We start from the raw sequence: 22,638 nt of genomic DNA, 5'->3' as shown, positions 1-22,638 counted from the left end.
TGACTCCTCTCTATGCGCCGCTGCGGGTCAGCCCACCAGACCGATGGTGGTGACGAACACGCCCGCCGCAATGGCGCTGGTGATCACGCCGCAGATGTTGGCGCCCATGGCCACAGGCAGGATTACGGCGAAGGGGTTCTCATCCGCCGCCGCATGTTGGGCCAGCTTGGCGGTGGTGGGCACACAGGACACGCCGGCGATGCCGATGACCGGGTTGAAGTTCTTTTTCTTGATCAGGTACATCACCCAGCCGCCTACCAGGCCGCCCACACCGGAGATGGCCAGGGCCAGGATGCCCAGGATCAGGATCTTGATGACGGCGGTGTCCAGCAGGGTGGATGCCTCGCACAGGATGCCCAGGGTGAGGCCCAGGAAGAAGGTGGAGAAGTACAGGATGCCCTTTTCCAGCAGCTCCTGGAAGGGGAGGATCTCCGCCTCCTTGACGGCCACGCCGATGAAGAAGGAGAGGATCAGGGGAGCGGCCATGGGCAGCAGCAGGCAGAGCACGCCGCACACCACCACGCAGAAGATGAACTTGGTCTTCTGGGGTACCTCGGGGGGATAGACCTCCACGTCAATGCCGCGGTACTTCTTGGGCACCAGCAGGCGGATCAGGTAGGGATAGCCGCCGTAGGTCAGGCTCAGATACAGATACGCGATGATAGAGATGGGTACAAACAGCTCCGGAGCCTGGATGAGAGAGGTGAACAGCACCATGGGGCCGTCAGCACCTCCGATAGTGGCCACTGCCGCCGCCTGGCCCGGCTCCAGGCCAAAACCCATGCCAACCGCCAGTGTGACAAAGGTACCCAACTCTGCAAACAGGGCAATGGTGATACTGGTCCAGGGCTTGGCCAGAAGGAAGCTGATCTCGCTTTGGGCGCCGATGCCCATGAACACCAGGCAGGCAATGAGCCCGTTGGAGAACATGAAGTTGTAGATGGGCTGGAAGCAGTTGACCTGCAGGATGTTCATCAGCTCCGTGGGATCGCTGACCAGGGGATCCAGCAGCAGGGTGCCGATGGAGCCGTCGCTGAGGAAGAGCACGCCGGCGTTGACGCAGATCATGCCCAGCCCCATGGGAACCATGATGAGGGGCTCCAGCTTGCGTGTGAAGCCCATGTAGGCCAGGATGAAGCCGGCCACGATCAGCACTACACGGGCGATGGCGATGGCCGGCTCCTGCGCCAGCATCGTGCCGATGCCCGGGAAGAGGGTTGTCAGCAGTTCCACGGTCAGCCCTCCTTCCTGCCGCCGGTACCCTTCTTATGGGAGCGGCTCATACATGCGTTGATAGCCACGATAATGGCGATCACCACATACGAGATCACTGCGGTCAATCCGTATGCGAATAGGGAATAGGTGATGGGATTCATGATTGATCTCTTACCTCCATTCTGTCTGCAGCAGGAACGGGCCTGCCGCGGAGGGAGCCGCAGCCCCGCCGGAGACATTCCGGCGGCTTCTCTCACACTCGACGAACTCACATGGCTTCGTGTCTCCCGTGTGTTCCAACATACTCTCGTTCTCTCTATGAAAAAAGGACAGAGCCTTTTTTCAGATGTTCATAACGCCCAGGCCGCAGCGCTGGTGGCTGGTGATGGGGTGGATGGCCGACTCCCCGAACATGGCCACCGCGATCCAGTGGTGCTCCCGGACGATGGCGATCTTCACCGCCAGATTGGACTCGGAGGAGGTGTTCACAATGGTGCCGTGCTTGGCCTCCTCCGCAGCGTGGATCAGGGCATGGACCTCATGGGGCTCCTTCTCAATCACCCCCGCGTTCAGCGCGGCGCCGAATACCGCCCGGCTGACCTTCTCCTGAAAGTCCCGCTTGGTGTTGCCGCCTACCTCAGTCACCACAAATCGGAGTCCTGCCTGCCCATAGCGCCGCTTCAGTTCCTCCTCCTCCGCCAGGGTTCGTGTCATAGCCAGCCGCAGGGCATTGAAGCCCACCCCGTTCTGGCTTAGGGGCAACGTCTCGTCCGTAAAGATGTCCTCCGGCATGTGCCTCACCTCCCGCTGCTGTGGACGCTTATTACGATAGTCGAATGGGTGGGGCAAAACAATCACAAATCTCCACAAAAACCAATCCGGCTTTTTAGGGACACTTTCCGCCCTGTCGGTGCTACAATCCTGCCTGTAAAAGCAGAGCTAACGGAGGCGGCCAAGGAATGGCCGACGGAAATCTCTGTTTGGGAGGTAACCTGTGAAATCATACAATCCCATTCTGTTTGATCTGGACGGAACCCTGACGGATCCCGGGGAGGGCATCCGAAATTCTGTGGCCCACGCCCTGAACTATTATGGAATTCAGATGAGCACGGCGGAGCTGAACCGCTTTATCGGCCCGCCGCTGGCAGAGGGCTTTCAGGAGTTCTGCAGGTTTTCCGCCAGTCAAGCCGCCGAAGCAGTGGAGCACTATCGGGAGTACTATCAGGAGAAGGGCATGCTGGAAAACCGGGTCTACGACGGGATCCCGGAACTGCTGGCCCATCTGCGGGCGGCTGGGAAAGTTCTGGCCGTGGCGACCTCAAAGCCGGAGGTGTTCGCCTGCCAGATCCTGCGCCACTATGGGCTGGACGATTGTTTTCAGGTAATCGCTGGCAGCGAACTGGACGGCAGCCGCAGCAAAAAGCACGAGGTTGTCACTTATGCCCTCTCCCGGTGCCCTATGCCCGCAAGCGGAATGGCCGTCTTGGTGGGAGACCGCCGGCACGACGTAGAGGGGGCGCGGCAGGCCGGCATCGACGCTGTCGGTGTCACCTTTGGCTATGGAAGCGAGGAGGAGCTTCTCTCCGCCGGAGCCCCGGCCATCGCCCACTCCGTGGCGGAGCTGGAGCAGATACTTTTATCTATATATTGAAATACGAAACAGGAGGAATTTAACTATGAACCACGAGGAAATGCTGACCCTGATCAAAACTCGCCGCAGTTGCCGCTCCTACCGGCCCGACGCCGTGCCGGAGGACGTACTGGACAAGGTGCTGGAGGCGGGCACCTATGCCCCCACCGGCGGCGGACGCCAGTCCCCGGTAATCATCGCGGTGCGGGATTCTAAGCTGCGGAGCGAGCTCTCCGCCATGAACGCTGAAATTATGGGCGGGGATTCCGACCCCTACTACGGCGCACCGGTGGTGGTGCTGGTTCTGGCCGAGGGGAACACCTTTGTGGAGGACGGCACCTGCGTCCTGGAAAACCTGATGCTGGCCGCCCACGCCATGGGGCTGGCCACCGTGTGGGTCCACCGGGAGCGGGAGATGTTTGACAATGAGAAGGGGAAAGCCCTGCTGCGGGAGTGGGGGCTCCCGGAGACGCTGCGGGGTGTGGGCGCCGTGGCGCTGGGCTATGCCGCCCAGGAGCCAGTTGAGGCGGCCCCCAGGAAGCAGAACTATATCGTCAAGCTGTAAAATAGCGCAAACAGGGCGGGGCCCTTCCAAAACGGAAGGGCCCCGCCCTGTTCTGCTGCATGCCTATGTACTTATTTGCTGCTTAAGTCCTCCCGCTGCCGCTTCTGGAAGTCGTACAGGTAGAGGGCCAGCTCCACCTCAAAGCGATCCGTGGCCTTGCGGAAATCGGCCCCGGTGAGCTCCTGCACGTTCTTCAGCCGGTAGGCCACGGTGTTGTAGTGGGTAAACAGCTCCTCGCTCATCCGCTTGACGTTGCCGAAGTTGTCGAAATAGGAGGACAGAGTCCTCATCAGTTCGGCATTGCGGGGGTGGGAGGCGTCCACCAGCTCCCCCAGCTTCTCCCGGACAAAGTGGTCGATCTCCGTCTCGGTATCCTTGGCGTAGATCAGGCGCAGCACGCCCAGATCCTCAAAGCGCAGCAGGACGCCGTCCCGGCCGGCGGCGGCCCGCAGGGCGATCTCCGCCTCCCGACGGCTGAGGATCAGGCCATCCAGGCCGGTGTGGGGCCTGCCGCAGCCGCCGGTGAGGCGCAGGGCCGGATATTCCCGTGTCAGGGAGCGGAGATACTCCGGGAAGCGGGCGGAGAGGTGGTTGAGATCCACACTGTTGGCCGGGGCGCTCATCATCACCAGGAAGCCGTCCACCAGGGGGAGCAGCCGGGGAGAGAGGGCCAGGTTGGTGAGCATGGAGAGCAGGTTGCTGGTCAGCAGGGTGCGCTGGAACTCCACCGCATAGTGGCCGCCGGAGGCGTCCTGCTCCACCACCTCCAGCTGGAGCAGTATGTGGCTGTACTCCAGGTTCAGGCCGTATTCCGCGGCCCGCAGGCGCTCGGAGCCCTCGTCGGTGATCGGGTCGGAGAAGATGTGCCGCAGATAGGCGATAAAGCCGTCGTCACTGCGCTCCTGCACGGAACGCTCCCGGGAGATCTCCAGGGGGATGGTCTGGAGGATCTGGTGCAAAATGTCGTTCTGGAGGTAGGTGCTGTGGTCAAAGCTGTAGAGGTATAAATAGCCGAAAGAGTGCCCGCCTACCTCCAGCTCGTGTACCCGGGCATTGGCAACCACCGCGCTGATTGCCTTCTCCTGGGAAAGGACGCCCAGTACATTCTGATCTCTCTTGGCAACAGCCAGGGCCTTGCGATGGTTGATGTTGTCCAGGATCAAAACAGAGGTTCCGGCCAGCTCGGAGATCATCCGGGCGATGTCCGGAAGACCCGCCCCCTCGATGATGGTGCGGGTGAGCATCTCATTGACCTGGAGGGTGCTGCGCAGCAGGGCGGTCTGGCGGCGCAGCAGCTCGTCGGAGACGCCTTTGGTCAGCTCGGAGAGCTGTACCGAGGCGGGCAGCTCCAGCAAGGGCAGGCCATAGGCGTCGGCCTGCTCCACCATGAAGGACGGGATTTCCTTGAGGTACTGAGCCGGCTTGATACAGACGGCGGAGATCCCCTTTTCCGCCAGATTGGGGAGAAAGGCCCGCACCGCCTCCGGATCGTCGTGGATGGCATAGCAGGTGGTGGCCATCAGCTCCCCCTTGCTGAGCCATTTGTAATACTCCGGGGTATCGCTCAGGTTGATGCCCTCCACAGTCCGGTTCAGGCCCGCGCTTCCGCCCAGCAGCCTGGCGCCGTGGAACACTGGAAGGCTGATGACCTCGGACACCTCCGGAAAGTATGAAATTTCCTCAATCTCTGTCATGATACCCATCTCCTGTGCCGGAAAAATTCTGACAAAATTATAAAATCGCATTTGTAAAATGTCAATATAGAAGCGCCGTATGGCGACTTTTATAATGTGGATTGTAACAAAGCAAAGGAAAATCAAACTGGAAATAACCACAACCGGAGGTGATGCGCGGCGGGACTGCCGCCGGATTTTTGACTGTCGGAACCACACCGGAACGATGGGAAAGGAGGAGAGGGAATGCCGGTCAGAGCGATGAAAATCTGCGCGTCGCTGTGGGGCTCCCTGCATCAGGAGCCGGGTCCTGCATCGCTCCACTCCGCCTTTCAGCATGCCGCCAACCTGTCTGCCGGCGCCGGGATGCTCACGCTGCTTTCCCCCGGAAAGGGGCTGCAGCCGGGCTCGGCGGTGCTGGAGCGGGCGATGGATTTCTCCAGGCTGGGTGCGTATTCTCTGACCATCGGGCGGGACGGCATTTTCGCGGACGGCGCCAAGCTGATTTCGTTTCAACAGGCGCAGAGACTGGAGCTGCGGCTCGACGAGGCATTCCTGCCACCGGGGAGCGAGCGTCCCGTTCTGGATTTTCTCTCCGGGCGCCGGGGCACTGGGTTGGTCTCCCTGGCTTTTCAGGAGGCGGATAACCCCTGGACCGAATTTCTGTCTCCCCGGCTGCTTGCTTTCCGAAGGGCGGTCTGGGCAGGCGGAGCCGACGGGGCGCGCCAGGCGGCGCGCCGGATCGCCGGTTGTGGGCCCGGCCTGACCCCCTCCTCGGACGACTGGCTGTGCGGCTACCTGGCCGCCCTTCCGTCTGCTTTTCGGAGGGATGGAACGGCCGCTCTCCTGGCGGAAACGGCGGCGGAAGCCACCAACGACATCAGCGCAAACCTGCTCCGCTGGGCGGGGAAAGGGTATTTTTCCGAGGACATCCTGGCACTGAAGCGCTGTCTCTGCCATGACAGCGGGGCGGCGGAACGCCGGACCGCGATGGAGCGGGTAGCCAGCTTTGGGAGCAGCTCTGGATGTGATTTTCTGACAGGCTTCTATTTTGGACTTCTGGACACCAATACAACTGGAGGGAAACGACTTGAAGAAACTTGAGGTTCGCAAGAACACGTACTACGACTCGGTGACCCTGATGATCATCTCCAAGGAGGTCAAGACTGTGGACGGGGTCAACGAGGCGCTGGTGGGTATGGGCACCGACCTGAACCAGGAGCTGGTAAAGGCCCTGCACCTGGCAGCCCCCGGCTTTGAGGAGGTCACCGCCAACGACTTCTTCGTGGCCGCTGACTGCGACAGCGACGAGGCCTTTGCCGCTGCGGTGGCCAAGGTGGATGAGCTGCTCAGCAAGAAGGCGTCCAAGGGCAAGAGCGACTACTTCCCGCCCACGCTGGAGGGCGCGCTGAAGGTCAACCCCGATCTGAACATGGCCATCATCTCCGTGCCTGGCCGCCACGCCGCCGGCGTGGCGCAGAGCTGCCTGGACCACAACATCAATGTGATGCTGTTCAGTGACAACGTGACCATCGAGGAGGAGAAGGAACTCAAGGAGAATGCCGCGGCCAAGGAGCTGCTGATGATGGGCCCCGACTGCGGCACCGCCATCATCAATCATGTCCCCCTGGCCTTCGCCAACGTAGTCAAGAGCGGCGACATCGGCATGGTGTGCGCCTCCGGCACCGGCGCCCAGGAGGTGTCCTGTATCATCGACCAACTGGGCGGCGGTATCTCCCAGCTGCTGGGTACCGGCGGCCGGGATCTGCGCCGTGAAATCGGCGGCATCATGATGAAGCTCTGCCTGGATGCGCTCATCAACGATCCCAAGACCAAGGTCATCGCCATGGTCTCCAAGCCCCCCGCACCTGAAATCGCGGCCCAGATCCTGGATCAGGCAGCCGCCGGCGGTAAGCCTGTGGTGGTTTGCTTCATCGGCGGCGACCCCACCGAGATCGAGAAGCGGGGCCTGGTGGCGGCCTGCTCCCTGGAGGACTGCGCCCACAAGGCCGTGGCCCTCTCCAAGGGCGAAGCGCCGGAGACCTTCGACACCTTCTCCATGGGTGTCCAGCAGGCCGAGCAGATGGCAGCTGCCGAGGCGGCCAAGATGGCTCCCACCCAGAAGTACATTCGCGGCCTCTATACCGGCGGCACGCTTTGTGACGAGGCCATGAAGCTGCTCATCGGCGAGCTGGATCACATCCAGTCCAACATTCCCCTGAACCCGGAGGACAACCTGGAGAACGCCCGCACTGCTGCGTCCGTCCGCCACACCTTCTTAGATTTCGGCGACGACGCCTTCACTGTGGGCCGTCCCCACCCCATGATCGACCCCTCCCTCCGCGCCGAGCGGGTGGTGCAGGAGGCGTCTGACCCCGAGGCGGCCGTGATCCTGGTGGACTGTGTGATCGGCTACGGCTCCCATGAGGATCCCGCCGCCGACCTGGCTGACGCTATCCGGGCGGCCAAGACCGAGGCCTCCAAGAATGGCCGCCATCTGGCCATTGTGGCCTCCGTCTGCGGTACCGAGGGCGACCCCCAGAGCCGTTCCGCCACCCAGATGAAGCTGGCGGATGCCGGGGCCATCGTCCTGCCTACCAACGCCCAGGCCACCCGCTTCGCGCAGCTGATCCTGCGCAGACTGTAATCCGTCAGGAGGTTTGGAAATGAGCAAGGTTAACGAGCTGTTTGAACAAAAACTGAACGTAGTCAACTTCGGCATCGAGTCCTTCTATCAGGATCTGGTCAAGCAGGACAAGCCCGCCGTCCACGTGGACTGGAAGCCCATCGCCGGCGGAGACAAGAAGATTGCCGGCTATCTGCGCAAGCTGAAGCAGCCGGAGCTGTATGAGAAGATCCAGGCGGCCAACCAGGAGGCTCTCTCCCGCATCCTGTCCGCCCAGCCCGTGCTGGTGGGCATGTCCACCGCCGGCGAGGCCATCCCCGGCATGACCCCCACCACCATTCTCCACGCCGGCCCGCCGGTGACCTGGGAGAACATGTGCGGCCCTGTCCGGGGCGCTGTGATGGGCGGCCTGATCTACGAGGGCCTGGCCAAGGATCTGAAGGAGGCGGAGGAGCTGGCCGCCAGCGGGAAGATCACCTTCTCCCCCTGCCATCACCACAACGCGGTGGGCCCCATGGCCGGCATCGTCACCTACTCCATGCCCGTGTGGCACGTGGTGAACAAGACCTTCGGCATTGACGCCTACTGCACCATGAACGAGGGCCTGGGCAAGGTGCTCCGCTTCGGCGCCTGCGACCAGGAGGTGTTTGACCGCCTGCACCGGATGCGGGAGGTGTATTACCCCGTGCTGAAGGAGGCCCTGGAGCTCCACGGCGAGATCGACCTGAAGGTCATGATCGCCCAGGCCCTCCAGATGGGCGACGAGGGCCACAACCGGAACAAGGCCGGCACGTCCCTGCTCCTGCGGGAGATCGCCCAGGACATCTACAACACCCACTTCCCCAAGGAACAGCAGATGGCCGCCTTCAAGTTCCTCAACGACAACGACCATGTGTTCCTCAACCTGACCATGCCTGCCTGCAAGAGCACCATGGACGCCATCTTCGACATCCCCTACAGCACCGTGGTGGCCACCATGTGCCGCAACGGCACGGAGTTCGGCATCCGCATCGCCGGTCTGGGCAAGGATCAGTGGTTCACCGCCCCCTCGGAGTTCATCCGCGGCCTCTACTTCCCCGGCTTCACCGAGAAGGACGCCAACCGGGACGTGGGCGACAGCTGCATCACCGAGACTACCGGCATCGGCGGCTTCTGTATGGCCGCCTCCCCCGCCATCGTTCAGTTCGTGGGCGGGCAGGTGCAGGACGCCATCAACTATTCCTCCCAGATGTATGAGATCACCGTGGGCGAGGGCAATGCCTACAAGATCCCCGTCCTGGACTTCCGGGGCAGCGCCACCGGCATCGACATTATGAAGGTCATCGAGACCGGCATCCGTCCCATCATCAACACCGGCATCGCCCACAAGGACTACGGCGTGGGACAGATCGGCGCCGGTCTGGTCAATCCCCCCGAGGGCTGCTTCACCAAGGCCATCGCCGCCTGCGCCGAGGCCTGGGGTTGAGCATATTCCACTCATTCACAAACCAAACCGCTTAAAACAAATGGAGGTATTCTTATGAGCAAGTGGTCTGACATCAAAATGTACGATCTCACCATCCCCCTGGGCATCAATACGCCCCCCTGGCCCACCTATGAGCCCCTGCAGATGAAGTTCTTCAAGCGTCTGGCCCCCAACGGCGCCAACGGCCAGCTGATCACGCACTCCAACCACGTGGGCACCCACCTGGACGGCCCTCTGCACTTTGACACCGCCGGCCGCGACATCGCCTCCCTGGAGCTGACCAAGCTCTGCGCCCCCGGCGTGGTGGTGGATCTGCGGGATCAGATGGAGGACTTCGGCATCTACACCGCCGAGGACATTGAGAAGCGGGTGGAGGTCAAGGAGGGCGACATCCTGATCATCAACACTGGCTACCACATCTACGGCTGGGATTCCCCCACCGCCGATGAGCGCCGCTACATGCTCCGCCACCCCGGCCCCTCCCTGGACTTCATCCAGTGGGTTCGGGACAAGAAGATCAAATGGATCGGCGTGGACTGCGGCTCCGCCGACCACCCCATGAATACCAAGATCCGCGACTGGGAGCCCATGGAGGCCGAGAAGTGCGACAAGATCTTCCAGGAGCGCTACGGCAAGACCCTCAACGAGGTCTACCCCTGGCCGGAGCACTACCAGGCCATGCACATTGAGCTGTTCTGCAAGCCCTACGAGGCCATCCACGCCGAGTGCATGGGCGGCGACATCGACCAGCTGTCCAACAAGCGCGTGGTGATCGGCTGCTTCCCCTGGCGCCTGGTGGAGGGTGAGAGCTGTATCAGCCGCATTGTGGCCTTTGACGGGTTCGACGACGTGTAAGCCGGAATCCGGATAGACTGTAATACCCGAACCTCCAGAATACCATACCCAAATCCCGCATGAGGAAAGCCCAGGGCGACAGTTTCATAATGCTGTTCCCTGGGCTTTCTGCATTGCAAACGCCAGAAATTAGAGAGAAATGGAGGAAAAAACTGTGAAAAAGATCCCAACCGGATACACGCTGAACGAGTGCCCGCCCGTCGGCGAGTCCATCCCCCTCAGCCTCCAGCAGATTGTCGTTCTGGTATTCAACGTACTGCCCGTGCCCCTGCTCATTGGCAGCGGCGTGGGACTGAGCGCGTCAGAGATCACCATTCTGGTGGCCGGCTGTCTGCTGGTCACCGGTATTGCCACCATTATCCAGACTATTGGCTTCGGCCCGGTGGGCGCCCGGCTGCCCATCCCCCTGGAGTGCAGCTTCGTGTTCGTGGCCCCCGGCATCGCTTTGGGCTCTCAATATGGGCTGGCGGCTTATACCGGCGCCTGCCTGGTGGGCAGCATTGTCACCGTCGTGCTTTGGACGGTGTTCCATAAGCAGCTCTCTAATATTTTCAAGCCCTATATCACCGGTTCCGTGGTCACGGCTCTGGGCCTGAGTCTCTGCGGCGTGGGCATTGGCTATTGCGCCGGCGGGGACGGCTCCGCCGACTACGGTGATCCCATCAATCTCCTCCTGGCCGCAGGCACGATTATCATCATGCTGGTGCTGAACCACTACGGCCGGAAGAATTTCCTCTCCAAGGCATCCCCCCTGATTGCCATTGTGGTGATGTCCTGCGTGGCCGCCGCCTTTGGGAAGCTAGATCTCTCCGGCATCGCCAGTGAGCCCTGGTTCCGCGCCCCTCAGCCTCTGCACTTCGGCTTGGAATTTGAGCTTGGCCCCACGGTTACCATCACGGTGCTCTGCTTCTTCGCGCTGGTAGAGCTCATGGGCGACCAGGCCACGGCGGCCATGCTGGCACAGAACCGTCTGGCTGACAGCAAGGAGACCCGGGGCGGCATCCTGGCCCAGGGAATCAGCAGCATCCTCTCCACTCTGTTCAACAATGTGCCCGTAATCTCCGGCAGCGCCAACATCGGCCTGTGCGGCGTTTCCGGCGTCACCAGCCGCTATATTACCGCCATCGCCGGCGTCGTGGTTGCCCTGTGCGGCCTGTGCCCCAAGCTGTGTGCCGTGTTCTCCGCCATTCCTGAGCCCGTGCTGGGCGGCGTGGCCCTGACTGCTTTTGGTACCATCCTGGTGTCCGGCATGACCGTGATCATGAGCAGCAAGCTCACTCCCCGCACCACCACCATCGTGGGCGCCTCCCTGGCCGTGGGCATCGGCTTCAGTATGACCGCTAACGCCCTGGCTGCCTTCCCCTTCTGGGTGTCCACCATCCTCAGCGGCGTGCCTGGAACGGCTATCACCGCGGTCGTGCTCAGCCTGATCCTCCGGGAGGACAAGGAGGAGAAGGCAGAGACTGCCAATCAGTAAGCCAGCCGCAGCCAGCGGACAGGAGGAAAAACACAGATATGAAACGTACTTTGTATAAGAACGCAGATTGGATCATCACCATGGACGAGGCGCGTACCCGTTACCGCCACGGTGACCTGCTCATCGAGGGGAATCAGATCAAGGCCGTCGGCACGGATCTGGAAAAGAGCCTGGCCGGCACGGTAGACATCGACGAAGTGGTGGATGCCAGCGGGCGCGTGATTCTCCCCGGCTTTGTCAATACCCACCACCACACCTGGCAGACGCTGATCCGCAACATCAAGGCTACCCAGGGTCTGCGGCTGGAGCCGTGGCTCACCACCATGTACGAGATTTACAAGGATCTCAACACTGATGTGGCGCGGGCCGGTATCTATGCCAGTCTTGGCGACGGCCTGAAAACCGGCGTGACCACCTCCAACGACCTGTGGTATCCCCACCCCGTGGGGGTAACCGGCCTGGTGGACGCGGAGATTGAGGCCGCCCGGGAACTGGGTATCCGCTTCCACCCGGTGCGGGCCTACCACTCAGTGACCAGCGACATTGTTCCCCCCGAGGTGGTGGACACCACCGAGGGCGTCATGGCCGACGCCGAGCGTCTGGTCAAGAAATACCACGATCCCTCCCGCTTCTCCATGTGCCAGGTGGGCATCGGCCCCAGCATCGCCCAGTATGAGACCGAGGAGATCGTCCGGGCCACGGTAGATCTGGCGGAGAAGCTAGACATCATGGTACACGGCCACCTGGCCGAGAGCCAGCACGAGGTGGAGTACACCATCGAGCACTTCGGCTGCCGGCCAGTGGAGTGGTTCCGTCGCCACGACATGCTGGGCGACCGGTTCTACTATGCCCACTGCATCCACCTGAACGACGAGGAGGTGGAGCTGATGGCCAAGACCAACACCGGAATTTCCACCTGCCCCATCTCCAACATGTACCTCAGCTCCGGCTCCTGCCGGGTGCCCGATTTCCTGCGGGCCGGCGTCACCCGCTTCGGCATCGGCGTGGACGGTGCGGCCAGCAGCAACTCGGCCAACATGATGGAGGAGATCCGGGTATCCTACCTGCTCAACCGTCTGAGCTGGGGAGACAGCTCCGCCAACGCCGAGGACGTGCTCTATCTGGCCACCGCCGGCGGAGCCAGGGTGCTCAACCGCGACGACATCGGCTACCTGGCCCCCGGCATGGCCGCCGACTTCACCCTCATGAACTGGAGCCAGCTCCAGTACGCCGGCGGCTGCAACGACCCGGTGGACTGCATTGTGCTCAGCGGCGACGCCCGCATGGTGGAGGAGGTTGTGGTCAACGGTGAGCTGGTGGTGCATAAGGGACACCTGACCAAGGTTGATGAGGAGGAGAAGCGGCAGTACGTCACCCAGGTGGGCCGCGAGCTGCTGACCCGCGCCTCCGCGCGCATTGAGGGCCTGAAGGCGGATCTCTGCTGACAGACCCGGAACGAGGAGAAAGAAAGAGAAAGGAGACGTGTATCCTATGGCAACCAAGCAAGCCGGCCCCCGGCTGAACGACCCCATTGAAGATGCTTCCACCCTTCCCGTACCAAAGCGGCTTTTGCTGGGCCTGCAGCACCTGTTCACCATGTTCGGCTCCACCGTGCTGGTCCCCCTGACCACCGGATTGGATGTGGCCACGGTGCTCCTGATGGGCGGCGTCGGAACCCTGATCTGCCATCTCTGCACGAAGGGCAAGGTGCCGGTCTACCTGGGCTCCTCCTTTGCCTACATCACGCCCGTCATCATGGCGGCACAGATCATGGGAGGCGGCGCCGACGGCTTGGCTTATGCCAGAGGCGGAGTTTTCCTGGTGGGTATCGCTTATATCGTAATCTCCCTTCTGGTTATGGCCGTGGGGGCCGACCGGGTGCGGGCCGTGTTCCCGCCTGTGGTCACCGGCTCTATTATCACAAGCCTCGGCCTGATGCTGGCCCCCACTGCCATAGACATGGCATCGGAGAACTGGGCGCTGGCCATCGTGGGCATGGCGACCGTTATCATCGTCACCATGTTCTTCAAGGGCTTTGTCCAGGTGATCCCCGTGCTGATCGCCATGATCGTGGGCTATCTCGTCTCCCTGGCCGCGGGGCAGGTAGATCTGACAGCGGTGAAGGAGGCGGCTTGGATCGGCCTGCCGTCCTTCGCGGCTCCCAAATTCTCCCCCGTCGCCATCGCCCTGGTCACGCCGGTATGCATTGCCACCATTGTGGAGTGCTTTGGCGATGTGGCGGCCATCGGTGAAACGGTGCGCAAGGATTTCTACAAGGATCCCGGCGTCCACCGGGTCATGCTGGGCGACGGCATTGCCACCGCACTCTCCGCCGCTGTGGGCGGCTGCGCCCTGACCACCTACTCAGAGAACACCGGTGTGCTTGCCCTCACAAAGGTATGGGATCCCCTGGTGATGCGCATTGCCGCCGTGTTTGCCATCCTGCTGGGCTTCTGCCCCAAGGTCTCCGCATTGCTCCAGACCATGCCCGGCTCTGTGGTGGGCGGCATCTCCATCATTCTGTTCGGCTTCGTGGCGGGCACGGGCCTGCGCACCCTGCATCCGGTGAATTTCGGCAATTCCAGGAACCAGATCATCTTTGCGGCCGTCCTGATTCTCTGTATCGGCGGAGCCGCCGTGTCCTTCACCATCGGCGAGGTGGCCATCAGCTTCGGCGGTGTGGCCCTGGCCGCTGTGGTGGGTTTGGTGCTGAACCTGGTTCTGCCCAAATTCGGGGATGAGATGCTGGAGGAGGACGGCAAAGCCTCCTCCGACAACTGAATCAACTATAACTATAAAAAGTAAGGAGACGAGATCATGACCTATGACATTCTGATTACCAATGCCAAGACCCGCGCCTCCGGCAAGGAGACCGTGGACATCGGCATCCGGGCGGGTAAGATCGCCGACATCGGAAAGAACCTCTCCACCGACGCGGCCCAGACCATCGACGCCAAGGGCTGCCTGGTGACGGAGTCCTTTGTCAACGGCCACCTGCACCTGGACAAGGTGTTCACCCTGGAGATGGCCGGGCAGGAGGCCCTGGGCGAGTACCACACCGGCGGCATGGGCGGCGCCATGACCGCCATCGAGCGGGCCGCCGACTTCAAGGCCTGCTACGACGAGAAGTGGATCATCGAGAACGTGCGCAAGGTGTGCCAGATGGCGCTCAAGCACGGCAACACCCACATCCGCGCTTTTGCCGATGTGGATTCCAAGGCCCGGCTGGAGGGCGTGAAGGCCCTGCTGAAGGCCCGGGAGGAGTTCAAGGGCAAGGTGGAACTGCAGGTGGTGGCTTTCCCGCAGGACGGCGTCATCCGGGAGCCCGGCACCGAGGAACTGGTGCGGCAGGCGGCTGAGATGGGGGTGGACGTGATTGGCGGCATCCCCTGGATGGAGTATACCGAGGATCTGGAGCAGTCCCACGTGGACAAGATGTGCGCCATCGCCAAGGAATTCGACAAGAACATCTCCATGCTGCTGGATGACGTGGGCGACCCCGGTGAGCGCACCCTGGAAATGCTGTGCAAGAAGTCCATTGAGATGGGCTGGCAGGGCCGGGTGACCGCCCAACACTGCCGCGCCATGGAACTCTACAACGAAAACTACTTCCGCAAGCTGGTGGCCCTCATGAAGCAGGCGGGTGTCGGCCTGGTGTCCGACCCCCACACCGGTCCGCTCCACGCCCGTGTCCGGGATCTGCTGGCCGCCGGCGTCCCCGTGGCCCTGGGCCAGGATGACGTGGCCGACGCCTACTACCCCTTCGGTGAGTGCAACATGCTGCAGATTGCCTTCCTAGCCAGCCACCTGCTCTGGATGACCACCTTTACCGACATGGAGCTGCTCTACGACATGGTGACCACCAGCGCCGCCAAAGTGCTGGGCATGCAGGGCCACAAGTTGGAGGTGGGCGGCAACGCAGACCTGGTGGTTCTGGACGAGGAGGACGTTTACCACGCTATCTGGCACCACCGTCCTCCGGTCTACGTCATCAAGGACGGCGTGGACGTTACCCTGAAAGATTGATTCCATCCAACCGCATGTATCGGCGGCCCGCCCGGGAACAGCCCGTCCCCGCCGGCGGGCCGCCGCCGTTCATCATCCGATATTCTGACAGGAGGAACCAAAATGGGAAAACGAATTGTCATCGCCCTGGGCGGCAACGCTCTGGGGAATAACTACCAGGAGCAGCGGGTGGCGGTGCGCAACACCGCCAAGGCCATCGTGGATCTGGCTGCAGAGGGCCACGAGGTAATCGTCGCCCACGGAAACGGCCCCCAGGTGGGCATGATCCAGAAGGCCATGACTGCCCTTCATAAGCAGGAGCCGGACAAGTACACCCTCTGCCCTCTGTCCATTTGCTGTGCCATGAGCCAGGGCTACATCGGCCACGATCTGCAGATCGCCATCCGGGACGAGCTGGCCCAGCGGGGGCTTGTCAAGGAGGTCAGCACCCTGTTGACTCATGTAGTGGTGGACCAGGCTGACCAGGCATTCCAGAATCCCACCAAGCCCATCGGTACCTACGTGAGCCGGGAGGAGGCAGACCGCCTCACCGCGGAGCGAGGCTTTACCTATGCAGAGGATGCCGGCAGGGGCCTTCGCCGGGTAGTACCCTCCCCCCAGCCCGTCTCCATTGTAGAGCTGCCCGCCATCCGCGACTTGGTGCAGGCGGGGCAGATTGTGATCGCCTGCGGCGGCGGTGGGATCCCGGTGGTTCGGACAGAGGAGGGCAACCTGGAGGGTGTGGAGGCTATCATTGACAAGGACTTCGCCTCCTGCCGCCTGGCCCAGGAGCTGGAGGCCGACTTCCTGGTAATCCTTACGGCAGTGGAGAAGGTGGCCATCCACTTCGGCACCCCCCAGGAGAAGTGGCTGGATTCCATGACTCCGGATGAGGCCAGAACCTATATCGCCGAGGGGCACTTCGCCCCAGGCTCCATGCTGCCCAAGGTGGAGGCCGCCCTCCAGTTCGCCGAGTCCGGCCAGGGACGCAGTGCCCTGATCACTCTGTTGGAAAAGGCCAAGGACGGAATCCAGGGCAAGACCGGAACCAGAATTGGGAGTTGAGTGATATGACCACATTTCCCATCATGGAATGTACCATCCGCCAGGTTCAGCAGGCCATGCTGGAGGGAAAGCTGACCTGCCGAGAACTGACAGAGGCCTATCTGGCGCGCATGGAGGCCTATGATCAACAGGGCCCCGCCCTCAACGCCATCATTGCCGTCAACCCACGGGCGCTGGATGAGGCGGATCGGCTGGACCAGGTGCTCCAGGAGACCGGGGCCCTCTCCGGCCCACTGCACGGCGTCCCCGTCCTGCTGAAGGACAACGTGGGCACCTGCGATATGCCTACCACGGCGGGCTCCCGCGCCCTGGAGGGCTTTGTCCCCCATGAGGACGCCTTCCTCACCAAGCGCCTGCGCCAGTCCGGGGCCCTGATCCTTGCTAAGACCAACCTGCACGAGTTCGCCATCTGGGGGGAGACCGTCAGCTCCATCCTGGGGCAGACCCGAAATCCCTACGACCTGACCCGGACGCCAGGCGGTTCCTCCGGAGGTACTGGGGCGGCCATTGCCGCCAATATGGGTCTCATCGGCATTGGTACCGACACCATCAACTCCATCCGCAGCCCATCTTCCGCCAACAGCTTGGTGGGCATCCGGCCTACCATGGGGTTGGTCAGCCGGGATGGCATCGTGCCATACAGCATGACCCAGGACACCGCCGGCCCCATCTGCCGTACAGTGGAGGATGCCGTCCGTACGCTGGATGTGATCGCGGGCTATGACCATGCGGACCTCAAAACTGCCTGGTGTGTGGATCGTAAGCCGGAGAGCTACCTCTCCTTCCTGGATCCGGACGGAATGCGGGGGAAGCGCATCGGCGTGCTGGAGAGCTTCTTCGGCACCCAGCCCGCCAATGAGGCGGTCAACCGGGTGGTCCGGCCCGCCCTCCGCTATTTTGAAGAGGGGGGCGCGGAGCTGATCTCCATCCTGGAACCCATCGACTCCGCCTGGCTGACCGGGCATGTCAGCGTCCACCTGGACGACTTCAAGCATGATCTGAACCATTACCTGGCCCAGCAGGGGGATTCCGCACCCATCCACTCCCTGGAGGACGTGGTAGCCAGCGGCAAGTATCACCCGGCCCTCCGGCAGCATTTGCTGGAGGCAGAGGAGAAGGAAGTCGGCACACCGGAATACAACCAGAAGCGGCTGCTCCAGATCAGGGTGCAGGACCAGGTAATGAGCCTCATGGCGGAGCTGGGACTGGACGCCATCGTGTATCCCCACCAGCAGCAGCTGGTGTGCAAAATAGGTGAATCCCAGCAGCAGCGCAACGGCGTGCTCTGCTCGGTGACCGGGTTTCCCTCTGTTGTGGTGCCCGCCGGGTTTGCCCCCAGCGAAGATGCCCCCATCGGTGTGCCGGTGGGCATGGAGATTATCGGCCGGCCTTTCAGTGAGCCCGTCCTGATTGCCATCGCTTATTCCTTCGAGCAGGCATCTCGGCTCCGCCGGCCGCCACAATCGGTACCGGAACTTCCTTGATTTCCTGTCTGCGGTGAGCCTCCGCCACTTCCTGTCCGCGGTATACAGATAAAGGAGAGAAGAACATGTATCAGCCAGAACAACCGATCTTTGAAGAACAGCCGGAGTCTAATATTGAAGTGACCATCGGGATTGAAGATGTACCGAAGCCGTGGTGGAAAAGCTGGTATTTTGCCCTGCAGATCACACTGGTGGATTTCACACCGTTTATGTGGGTCAGCGGGTTCGCGTCCCTTGCGGGTATTCAGTCCGCCAGCTTTACCGCCACGATGCTGAGTGCCTGTTTCTTCTGCATGGGTATCTGCACCTTCCTTCAAACCACCATTGGAAACCGCCTTCCGATTGTACAGGGCACCTCATCCTCCCTGATGTCCTCCATGGGCAGTATTGCCGGCGTGTACGGGCTTCCGGCCACCTGGGGCTCCATCCTGGTGGGCGGCTTCCTGGAGTTCTTGCTGGGTGCCACCCGGATTATCAGCAAGATTCGGAAATTTCTGCCGCCGGTGGTACTGGGTACGGTGGTCACATCCATCGGGTTTGTGGCTGCCCGAATTGCGGTGCAGTGGACCTTCTCCAACACTGAGCCGGTCTATATGGTGTTGGCGGTCATCGCATTTATCTTGGCCCTGCTGCTGAAGTTCTTGGGCAAGGGAATTGTATCTCAGGGATTTATCCTGATCAGCGTCGTGCTGGTGGGCGTGGTGGGATCCTCCGCCTTGGGCCTGTTTGATTGGCAGGCTGTCAAGGAAGCCCCCTGGTTTGCGCTCCCGCAGCTCTTCCCGTTCCGGGATATGCCCAACCCCTCCGGCGAGTCCGGCCAGCTGATCGCCTTCGTAGGCGCGGCCATTCTGGGTGGATTTTCCGGATATATCGGCTCTATCTTTGAGTCGGTAGGCGATTACGGTGCCACTTGTGCCGCCTGCAAGGAGGTCTACCGGGTCAAGCACATTGACCGCGGCATCATGGCCGAGGGCCTGGGATGTATGATCACCGCATTCTTCGGTGCGCTGCCCTGCACCTCCTATACCCAGAACATCGGCATCGTGGCGGCCACCGGTGTGGCCTCCCGCCGTGTGACACAGGTTGCGGGAATCCTGTTTCTGCTGTACGGCCTGTGCCCCAAGATGGCGTATGTACTGGCGGGGATCCCCAAGCCAGTCATCGGCGCGGTTTTCCTAATTACAGCAGCCTCCATCATGTTCTCCGGTATCGACACAATCGTGTCCTCCCCCAGAACACTGCGAAACACGATCATTGCTGGAACCACGCTTTCAGTGGCGGTCATGCTTCCATATCACTGCAGTTCCACATATGCGGAGTGGGCCAGTTCCCTACCTCCCTTCCTAAATATGGTATGCACTTCCAATGTATTTTTGGCGGTGATCTTTGGTGTCGGTTTGAATATCATTCTGAACATCATTTTAAAAGATAAAAGTACAAATATTCCCCAAAATGAAGGTTAAACAAAACTACCGCCACTGACGCTAACCACCAATCTATAGCCAGGATATCAAAAGGCATAATGCGACACAGCTACTAGCAGTGTCGCATTATGCCTTTCAGCGAAAATAGAAATCATGTTATCTGCTGACGTTTACAAGAATTATCTGTTACAGTTCAGCAAGTTAACCCACATTAGCGAGTTCACTTGCTATATTAGGTAATAAGTGTTAGATGTGCAACTACCATTATTTCGAAATCTATGCTGTACATTTATTCGTTTTTGACGGACCAATTCCGCCAAGGCCCGCTTTATACTGGAGCGAGAGAGGCTTAGTTCCCTGGCCATGGTGTTGATGGCGTACCAGCTTTCACCCTTCTGGTTGGCACGGTCATGTAAGTAGAGCAGCACCATTTTAGCTTTGCTGCTCAGTTCAGGGTCACCGTAGATTTCATTGAAGTAACTCATAGTGTCATCTGTCCCTTCTTGGGGTATGATAGCCTTTCTGCCGCGAGTTTTCTGCGATAGCTGGGAATTCCGGTAAGACCGTGTGTAGGAACTCCTTTTTGTCTGCATAGTACACCTTCCGGGCAGCCTTTTCCGGCACATGGTACGGTTTTCCAAAGGTGATACCCCACTCCAGGAACAACCGCAGCCGGGTACGCATGGGGTGAGTGCCGGTTTTCATGACAATGAAGTGACCCTTGGGAAGTGATTTGAGTTCGTCCGGCGTCATGAGAGGGCGTTGGATCATCTGCAGTGATTGGCCGGACTCGCTCTTGCCTCTGGAGATGGTTCCGCTCATAACCGTGCGGTTGCCCAGGGCTTTGGAAAGAGCCTCGGCGGTTTTGCTGTTGGGGGCAAAGCCGCCGAAGATGGTGTCCTGCACATTGTCCTGGATGATCTCCGCTCCCTCTTTCCCGTAGTTCTTCTCCAGCTGTGCCAAGGACTGAATGATGGGCACCAGGGTGAGCCGGCGGGAGCGGCCGGCGGAGAAGAGGGGCAGGATGTCAAAGGCGGGCATGGTACCTAGCTCGTCACAGAAGAACACCACCCGGTTCTGAAGCTTTCCGTCGTGCTCGTCCGCCACGGAGAACAGTTCCCGGCTCAATGTCTGTATCATCAGCCCGGCCATGAAGTTCTTGGTGGTGTCCTCCTCGGGCAGAATCAAGAAGATGGCGGATTTCCTTGATGCAAAGCTCTCCGCGTCCATGGCGCTGTCAAAGCACAGCACCTGCTCCAGCTCGCTGTCCAGGAAGGTGTTGAGCCGGGCCAGGACGGTGGACATGACGGAGGCCATGGACTGTTCCGCAGCGTTAAGGGCGGAGCCGGAGAACCACTTGGCCTTGTGTTCCTCCGGCAGGTGGTCCATGAGGAATTGAAACTCATTTCTCCCCGGCACCATGCTGGGAGCCAGCAGTTCCTGCACCAGCTTGAACACGGACACGATGTGCCTCCGCTCCCGAAGTTCTCCGTCAATCTCCTTGGGCGGCAGGTATTCGGCCAGCAGCAGGATGACTGCGGTGAGCACACCCTCGGCGGCGTCGTAGAAATACTGGTTCTGGGCAAAGCTCTCCCCCTCGGGATTGATGATGGTCTTGGATAAAATCTTGGCGTACTTCTCCGACCTGGCCCGGGCCGCCAGATTGTCCGGCTTCTGCCTGCACACGTCCATGTAGTGGTTGATGAGGGTGAGCAGGTTGTAGCCGTCTGAGCGGGTGGGGTTGCGCAGATCCACCACCGCCACCTGGTAGCCGTAGTATTTGGTGGCAATGGCGCCGTAGTTTCTGGCCAGATCCCCCTTGGTATCCAGGGCCAGAAAGCTCATGCCGCTGGCACAGGCATATTCCATGTTGGGGTACAGAAAGTAGGCCGTCTTGCCCACACCGGAGGCGCCGATCATCAGGCAGTGGATGTCATCGCAGTCCACCAGAGCGGCCAGCCTGTCCTTTTTTCCAATGCAGCCCAGCACCAGGCCCTGGGCCTCTGGGAGCTGCTCTCCCTTTCTCCACAGGGCCGGCCGGAAGGGTATCCGCCGGTAGCTCTTGCGGATCTCCTTCTCGGTGGCCCAGCGGGCAGTTCCGTACTGGCCGTCACCCACCGTCTTGTTCTTGATGCTGTTCAGGCTGCCCCGGTTGGAGAGGGCAGCTATCGCAACCAGAGCTCCAAATACCAGGGCCAGCAGTCCAATCAACATCCAGTTTTCGTCTATCATGGTTCGGTCTCCTTTCTCGTTCTCTGTATTTGAGCCCTCTTCCAGTGTGACCTTCTGGGTGGTCCACGGTGAACCGACCCCCGGTCCAGGAAAAGGGCATACTTCTCCCTTGGCGGAGGCTGTCATGGTTCCGGCTCATAAGCTCTGGACCGCAGTCATGGACAGGGATGCTGTAAGCGCACCAGCCACCAGGTCTTCGTTCCAGTCTTTATATACGGGAAGGAGGATACCACAGTGGTATCCTCCTTCCTGCAATTCTGTCTGGAGCCGTCTGGCGGCAGACTGTCCCGGCCCGTCACTGTCCAGGCAGAGCACCACGTCCCGCAGGTGTTGATTCTGCTCCAGCATCCAGTGCATGGCCTGCCCTCCGGTGCCGCACAGGGCCACATAGTGGAAGCCATCCTGCTCAAAGTCTGAGCGTGGAATGCCCGCCGGGTCATCCTCCGGCCCCAGGTCGTAGATCTTCTTCAGCTCCGTACCGTCCTCACTGCGGGTGATGGAGGTGGGGTAGCACACCTGGGCGGAAGCACCGGCACCCATCGATTCCGCTGCCAGGGCTGCGGGGCATATCATACTTCCACTGTGTCACAGCTCCGGCGATTTGGGTCTCAAAGCAATCCTGATGAAACGTGGTACTGCTGAACTCCGTGCCGGGCAGCGCCCGCCGCCGGGCAATATAGCCGTTCAGCCAATCCTGCTTCCACTGTACTACCAGCAGAAAAACGATCACCACTCCGTTGGTACCCACATACCAGGGATCGTCCCAGGACGCATAGATGGACAGCAGGCAAATACCAATCAAAACGGCACAGACGACTTTAAGCCATAGATTCATCTTGACCCGGACTGTTTTCCGCAGTGCTCTGGCCATGGCGGTCAGGGTCTTTTGGGAATATCGGGTGCTGCATACAAACTCCATAAC

At 60.9% G+C, this 22,638-nt stretch carries 21 protein-coding genes; 13 read left to right on the top strand and 8 right to left on the bottom strand.

Annotated features, from left to right (window positions below; all coding sequences use genetic code 11):
• Positions 1-27: 27 nt before the first annotated feature.
• From madB to B5E56_RS04430, 3 genes are all read right to left on the bottom strand, one after another.
• Positions 28-1,233, bottom strand: a complete 1,206-nt coding sequence (gene madB / locus B5E56_RS04435; RefSeq protein WP_087388805.1) for a Na+-transporting malonate decarboxylase, carboxybiotin decarboxylase subunit — start codon at positions 1,231-1,233, stop codon at positions 28-30.
• 2 nt (positions 1,234-1,235) lie between these two features.
• Positions 1,236-1,376, bottom strand: a complete 141-nt coding sequence (locus tag B5E56_RS14705) for a hypothetical protein (protein WP_164496870.1) — start codon at positions 1,374-1,376, stop codon at positions 1,236-1,238.
• A gap of 181 nt (positions 1,377-1,557) precedes the next feature.
• Positions 1,558-2,007 (bottom strand): HutP family protein, encoded by a 450-nt coding sequence (locus tag B5E56_RS04430; RefSeq protein ID WP_206404955.1) that lies wholly within the window; start codon positions 2,005-2,007, stop codon positions 1,558-1,560.
• 202 nt (positions 2,008-2,209) lie between these two features.
• Between B5E56_RS04430 and B5E56_RS04425 the strand changes: the two genes are divergently transcribed.
• The gene (locus B5E56_RS04425; RefSeq protein WP_087388804.1) at positions 2,210-2,866 is read left to right on the top strand and encodes an HAD family hydrolase; all 657 of its coding nucleotides are present in this window, start codon (positions 2,210-2,212) and stop codon (positions 2,864-2,866) included.
• A gap of 25 nt (positions 2,867-2,891) precedes the next feature.
• Complete coding sequence (locus tag B5E56_RS04420; RefSeq protein WP_087388803.1) at positions 2,892-3,410, top strand: nitroreductase family protein; 519 nt, start codon at positions 2,892-2,894, stop codon at positions 3,408-3,410.
• Between the two features lie 71 nt (positions 3,411-3,481).
• Here the strand turns inward: B5E56_RS04420 and B5E56_RS04415 are convergent, their stop codons facing one another.
• A complete protein-coding gene (locus B5E56_RS04415) occupies positions 3,482-5,104 on the bottom strand; it encodes a PucR family transcriptional regulator (protein WP_158098665.1) in 1,623 nt (540 codons plus the stop codon).
• Positions 5,105-5,329: 225 nt separating this feature from the next.
• Between B5E56_RS04415 and B5E56_RS04410 the strand changes: the two genes are divergently transcribed.
• The 11 genes from B5E56_RS04410 to B5E56_RS04360 all read left to right on the top strand — a co-directional run bounded on the left by B5E56_RS04410 (position 5,330) and on the right by B5E56_RS04360 (position 19,523).
• Positions 5,330-6,187, top strand: a complete 858-nt coding sequence (locus B5E56_RS04410; RefSeq protein ID WP_087388823.1) for a DUF2877 domain-containing protein — start codon at positions 5,330-5,332, stop codon at positions 6,185-6,187.
• A complete protein-coding gene (gene fdrA / locus B5E56_RS04405; RefSeq protein WP_242958763.1) occupies positions 6,174-7,730 on the top strand; it encodes an acyl-CoA synthetase FdrA in 1,557 nt (518 codons plus the stop codon). The genes B5E56_RS04410 and fdrA overlap by 14 nt, the downstream gene beginning before the upstream one ends.
• Before the next feature lie 19 nt (positions 7,731-7,749).
• A complete protein-coding gene (locus B5E56_RS04400; protein ID WP_087238033.1) occupies positions 7,750-9,174 on the top strand; it encodes a DUF1116 domain-containing protein in 1,425 nt (474 codons plus the stop codon).
• Between the two features lie 54 nt (positions 9,175-9,228).
• Positions 9,229-10,029 (top strand): cyclase family protein, encoded by an 801-nt coding sequence (locus B5E56_RS04395; protein ID WP_087388801.1) that lies wholly within the window; start codon positions 9,229-9,231, stop codon positions 10,027-10,029.
• Positions 10,030-10,183: 154 nt separating this feature from the next.
• Positions 10,184-11,506, top strand: a complete 1,323-nt coding sequence (locus B5E56_RS04390) for a uracil-xanthine permease family protein (RefSeq protein ID WP_158098664.1) — start codon at positions 10,184-10,186, stop codon at positions 11,504-11,506.
• A 38-nt stretch (positions 11,507-11,544) separates the two neighbouring features.
• On the top strand, positions 11,545-12,951 hold the full coding sequence (locus B5E56_RS04385) for an amidohydrolase family protein (protein WP_087388799.1): 1,407 nt from the start codon (positions 11,545-11,547) through the stop codon (positions 12,949-12,951).
• A 46-nt stretch (positions 12,952-12,997) separates the two neighbouring features.
• Complete coding sequence (locus B5E56_RS04380; protein WP_087388798.1) at positions 12,998-14,287, top strand: uracil-xanthine permease family protein; 1,290 nt, start codon at positions 12,998-13,000, stop codon at positions 14,285-14,287.
• Positions 14,288-14,323: 36 nt separating this feature from the next.
• The gene (locus B5E56_RS04375; protein ID WP_087388797.1) at positions 14,324-15,532 is read left to right on the top strand and encodes an amidohydrolase family protein; all 1,209 of its coding nucleotides are present in this window, start codon (positions 14,324-14,326) and stop codon (positions 15,530-15,532) included.
• A 102-nt stretch (positions 15,533-15,634) separates the two neighbouring features.
• The gene (gene arcC / locus B5E56_RS04370) at positions 15,635-16,576 is read left to right on the top strand and encodes a carbamate kinase (RefSeq protein ID WP_087388796.1); all 942 of its coding nucleotides are present in this window, start codon (positions 15,635-15,637) and stop codon (positions 16,574-16,576) included.
• A 5-nt stretch (positions 16,577-16,581) separates the two neighbouring features.
• Positions 16,582-18,060, top strand: a complete 1,479-nt coding sequence (locus B5E56_RS04365; RefSeq protein ID WP_087388795.1) for an amidase family protein — start codon at positions 16,582-16,584, stop codon at positions 18,058-18,060.
• A 65-nt stretch (positions 18,061-18,125) separates the two neighbouring features.
• Complete coding sequence (locus B5E56_RS04360; protein ID WP_087388794.1) at positions 18,126-19,523, top strand: uracil-xanthine permease family protein; 1,398 nt, start codon at positions 18,126-18,128, stop codon at positions 19,521-19,523.
• 188 nt (positions 19,524-19,711) lie between these two features.
• On the opposite strand, the gene B5E56_RS04355 is transcribed toward B5E56_RS04360, so the two are convergent.
• The 4 genes from B5E56_RS04355 to B5E56_RS14380 all read right to left on the bottom strand — a co-directional run bounded on the left by B5E56_RS04355 (position 19,712) and on the right by B5E56_RS14380 (position 22,635).
• Positions 19,712-19,969 carry a helix-turn-helix domain-containing protein gene (locus B5E56_RS04355; RefSeq protein ID WP_087388793.1) on the bottom strand — a complete coding sequence of 86 codons (258 nt, stop codon included), beginning with the start codon at positions 19,967-19,969 and terminating at the stop codon, positions 19,712-19,714.
• A gap of 4 nt (positions 19,970-19,973) precedes the next feature.
• On the bottom strand, positions 19,974-21,716 hold the full coding sequence (locus tag B5E56_RS04350; RefSeq protein ID WP_087388792.1) for a type IV secretory system conjugative DNA transfer family protein: 1,743 nt from the start codon (positions 21,714-21,716) through the stop codon (positions 19,974-19,976).
• 135 nt (positions 21,717-21,851) lie between these two features.
• Complete coding sequence (locus B5E56_RS04345) at positions 21,852-22,256, bottom strand: toprim domain-containing protein (protein ID WP_242958761.1); 405 nt, start codon at positions 22,254-22,256, stop codon at positions 21,852-21,854.
• The gene (locus B5E56_RS14380) at positions 22,201-22,635 is read right to left on the bottom strand and encodes a hypothetical protein (RefSeq protein ID WP_143383130.1); all 435 of its coding nucleotides are present in this window, start codon (positions 22,633-22,635) and stop codon (positions 22,201-22,203) included. Before B5E56_RS14380 ends, B5E56_RS04345 begins: the two co-directional genes overlap by 56 nt.
• Between the last annotated feature and the right edge of the window lie 3 nt (positions 22,636-22,638).

The sequence above is a fragment of the Flavonifractor sp. An112 genome (assembly GCF_002161085.1).
GTDB lineage: Bacteria > Bacillota > Clostridia > Oscillospirales > Oscillospiraceae > Flavonifractor > Flavonifractor avicola.
Note: the sequence above shows the minus strand (reverse complement) of the source record. Positions and strands in the feature narration are given on the sequence as shown.